A 3,773-nucleotide genomic window follows, 5' to 3' on the forward strand; every position below is an offset into this window, starting at 1 on the left:
CCGATGCGCCCAACTATTTCATGATCAACGTTCAGCCGCGGGAAGTCGCCGCCCTCGCGAATCTGTTTCGCGAGAACGATTTAATGCTGCCGGAGTTTTATCCCATGGTGCGCGGCCGGCTGGTCGCGATCGACGATCGCAAGGTCGGGCCCGCCGACTACGAGGAGCCGCGCGCGAAGCAACTCATCAGCCGCGAATTCAATCTGTCCTGGGGAACTCGTTTGCAACCCGACAACAAGATTACAGCCGGGCAGTGGTGGGGGACGGCTGGTGCCGACACGAATGGTTTTTCGGTCGAAACCGGCATCGCCGAGACGCTGGGTATCGGGCTGGGCGACAAGCTTCGCTACACGATCGCGGGCGAGACGCTGGAAGGTCCGGTGACGAATCTCAGATCGGTCGAGTGGGACTCGTTCAACGTGAATTTCTTCGTCATCGCCACACCCGCGCTGCTTCGCGATCAGCCTGCGAGCCGCATCACCGCGTTCTATCTGCCGCCCGCAAAAGAGGCGTTGATAACCCAACTCGCGCGGCAATTCCCGAGCGTCACCGTGCTCAACGTCGAGGCCATCGTCGATCAGGTGCGCGCCATCATGGATCGCGCCGCGTTGGCGGTCGAGTACGTGTTTCTGTTTACCCTGGCGGCTGGCGGCCTGGTGATGTACGCTGCCATCCAGACCAGCCAGCAGGAGCGCCGCCGCGAAACCGCGCTGTTGCGCGCGCTGGGCGCGAGCCGCAGGCAGGTGCAATTAAGCCTGATCGCGGAGTTTGGCACGGTGGGCATAGCGGCCGGCGTGCTGGCGGCCGTGGTAGCAACCATCGCGGGATATTTTCTCGCGACGAACGTGTTCGAGCTGCCGTATCGGATCAACCCCTGGCTGTGGGCGTGCGGCATTCTCGCCGGCGGGGCCGGCATCACCGCGGCCGGGTTGCTGGCCACGCGGCCGGTTCTGAACCAGTCGCCCCTGCTGGTATTGCGACGGGTTTGAGCCTCAATATAGCGGTCGCAGCAGGTCCCTGTTGCGAGCGTTGACGTCACGCGTTATAGGTGTTGCACGTATTTTACGTGCAAATTACTGTGAGCCGCGCCATGAAACAGAACATTACATTGAGTCTGGATCACGAAGTGATCCGTAACGCCCCCGTTATCGCTGCAAAACGAGCCACCTCGGTCCGCAGAATGATTGGCGACGAACTGACCCGAGCCGTTGAAGAAGCTGAACTGTTCGAGAAGGCCAGGCGTCCGGCGCTGGCTGAGCTGAATGCCGGCTTGTATCTTGGCGGTCACGGTTCTGCGCCTAGAGACACACTGCATGACCGGTAAGGTTTCCTCGATACCAATGTTCTGATTTACGCCTACGATCTGGACGCCGCGAACAAACGAGACCGTGCGGTTGCGGTGGTGAAAGACCTGTGGGAAACAGAATCCGGCATTATCAGCACGCAAGTCCTGAAAGAGTTCTATGTAAACGTCATACAAAAGATTCCAACGCCACTTTCACGCGCGAAAGCCCGAGGTGTGCTGAATGCTTATGTCGTATGGCCGATGGAAACTATTCGACCGGACACCATCATGCTGGCTTCCGAATTTCAGGAACGTCACCAGTTGTCATTCTGGGACGCCATGATCGTAATCGCTGCCGTTCAGGGCGGGGCGGAAATTCCTATGAGTGAAGACTTGAACCACGGGCAGATTATTGAAGGGATTCGAATCGAAAATCCGTTTATGACGTAGCTCTTCGACCACCAGTTTCCCCGTCTGGCTGTATCAAGCTTTATTGGCTGCGCACTTTCGCCTCTGTCGAGTGACCGAGCTACGTTTGCGCAATCCACCAAAACTCCGACGGTACGCATCGAAAATGGCTGGCTCAGTGTCGAGGCGCATAATATTTCGCTGAACAATCTGCTTGACGCAATAGCGGAGAAGAGTGGCATCGCGATCTACAGCGAAGCGCTGAATGTACCGCCGGTTTCGATTGCATTTGAGCATCAGCCGTTGGCGAGGGCTTGAGACGGATTCTCGTAAATCAGGATGTTTTTTTTCTGTACGAGGTGGGCCTACGCGACCGAGAGCCGGTCGTATTGTGGGTCTATCCACGTAGGAAAGGACGCGAGATGGTGCCGGTGCCGCCCGAGCGCTGGGCCAGCACCGCCGAGCTGGAGCAGGCGATCGAGCGATGCGAGCGCCGCCGCCAGAATGCGCGCTGTCGAGGCTGTCATCGAGCGCAAAGGGGCGGACTCCATGGACTCCGTGTTGTACGCCTTGACCGATACGAATGCGCAGGTGCGTTACAGCGCCGTGTCCGGGGCGTTGCCCCTCGGGTTGCGACTCCCCGACGGCACGTTGGAAAATCTCGCGCAATACGACCGCTCTCATTTTGTCCGAATGCTCGCGCTCAAGGCCATCGCCGAAGTGCCGGGCGCGGATAATGTACAAACGAGAAGCATGGCTCAGGCGGCGCTGGCCGATCCGCATCCCGATGTCCGGGCACAGGCGCGCGATGTGCTGGCTACTCTGAAGCACGCTGATCGGCCGCAGGGGCTATCAGACACTGCTAATCTTTACAAAAGATTGCATGCGAAACAGTTGTCCCGAAATGGCAGAACCTGGCGACGACAGCCTTAGTCTGACCTCAGCTTTCTAAGCTCGGTGGCGGTGACTAACGTTTCAGAGAGCTAGCGGGTTAACGTGTTTGACGCCGGGAAATCTCAGAAAATCATAGTCTGCCGAGTAGATAGTGCAGTCATGCTCCAGCGCCAGGGCGGCGAGGTGGGCATCCGAGGTCAGGTTGCCGGCCGTGCCTGCGGCGTCGAGCAAGCTGCGTAGCAAGCGCCAGTGGTCTGGCCCGGGAGCAATCGCGGTCACGAATGGCTGCGCGAGCCAGGCCGCGACGAAACTGCATGCATATCAGGTTTCAGCGCGCGTTGCATGATGCCGGGCCGAGTCGTTATGCGTAGGAATGCCAGAATGACAATCCACGCAAGCCTGACTTCCGTCGAGCTGGACAACGTTTGTTCCAGCCATCGACGCGCGGCAGGATGGTGAGCCGAATCGGCGGTTACCGCATAGATCAGCAGATTGGCATCGATCAGTATCACTTCTTCAATTGCAGCTTGCGTATAAGTTCTTCATCCTCAAGGCGGTCAGCGTGCGCGAGGGCCTTGTTTAGGTTCAAGTTGTCAAGCACGGCGCCCATGTGTTGGGGTTCGACAGAGTAAGGGCGTGGCTCGGGGAGCACGTTGCTGGCCGTCAGTCCCGCCTGCAAGGTCTCGTTAACGACCGATTTGAAGGGTTTGCCCGAGCGGTGAGCCAGCGCCTTCAATGCCTTGGCCAGTTTGTCCTCGATCGTTAATGTGGTGCGCAAGGTTTGCGCATCTTGACACAAAATCAATAAGCATCAAGACATCAAGTGATAGTCTCACCGAAGCTCGCGATTGAAAATCGCTTGGCCTTTCGATATGAGGCACGTGAAAGATTCATTGAAGACGTGGCTCCTCGATCACCCGTTTCTCCTTCATAGCCGCGGGTCGGCATTAACACGCCGATTGTCGTTCACATCCGAAGTTCGCATTTTGATCGCCCGCCGGTCGCGATATAAAAGCCTTCCGGCTTGGCAACATGGATAGCGCACAGGCACGCTGTTCACCTGAGCGAGTGTCTGGATGATCCATCCAGTCAAGGAACTACGATTCAACTTACTGAACCTTGAATAATGGGTGAACTTTTTGTGGTGTGCATTGGTCCGATCCTTTAGGCGCAACACGAGAGGGGT

Annotated in this window: 5 protein-coding genes and 1 pseudogene; 4 read left to right on the forward strand and 2 right to left on the reverse strand. The window is 57.7% G+C overall.

All coding sequences use genetic code 11. The features are described from left to right. The 4 genes from H0V34_05070 to H0V34_05085 form a co-directional block, all read left to right on the forward strand. On the forward strand, positions 1–989 hold a 989-nt coding region (locus tag H0V34_05070), incomplete at its 5' end, for an FtsX-like permease family protein (protein MBA2491095.1). 101 nt (positions 990–1,090) lie between these two features. Beyond that, a complete protein-coding gene (locus tag H0V34_05075; protein ID MBA2491096.1) occupies positions 1,091–1,324 on the forward strand; it encodes a hypothetical protein in 234 nt (77 codons plus the stop codon). Positions 1,325–1,345: 21 nt separating this feature from the next. Then, positions 1,346–1,735: a PIN domain-containing protein gene (locus H0V34_05080; protein MBA2491097.1), complete on the forward strand. Its 390-nt coding sequence runs from the start codon at positions 1,346–1,348 to the stop codon at positions 1,733–1,735. A 462-nt stretch (positions 1,736–2,197) separates the two neighbouring features. Next, positions 2,198–2,626: a hypothetical protein gene (locus tag H0V34_05085; protein ID MBA2491098.1), complete on the forward strand. Its 429-nt coding sequence runs from the start codon at positions 2,198–2,200 to the stop codon at positions 2,624–2,626. Between the two features lie 42 nt (positions 2,627–2,668). Here H0V34_05085 and H0V34_05090 read toward each other — a convergent pair. Continuing rightward, a pseudogene (locus H0V34_05090) lies at positions 2,669–3,099 on the reverse strand (type II toxin-antitoxin system VapC family toxin). After that, entirely contained in the window at positions 3,096–3,365 is a 270-nt protein-coding gene (locus tag H0V34_05095) for a DUF2191 domain-containing protein (GenBank protein ID MBA2491099.1), read from the reverse strand. Before H0V34_05095 ends, H0V34_05090 begins: the two are co-directional and overlap by 4 nt. Positions 3,366–3,773 lie beyond the last annotated feature (408 nt).

The sequence above is a fragment of the Gammaproteobacteria bacterium genome (genome assembly GCA_013696315.1).
Lineage (GTDB): Bacteria > Pseudomonadota > Gammaproteobacteria > JACCYU01 > JACCYU01 > JACCYU01.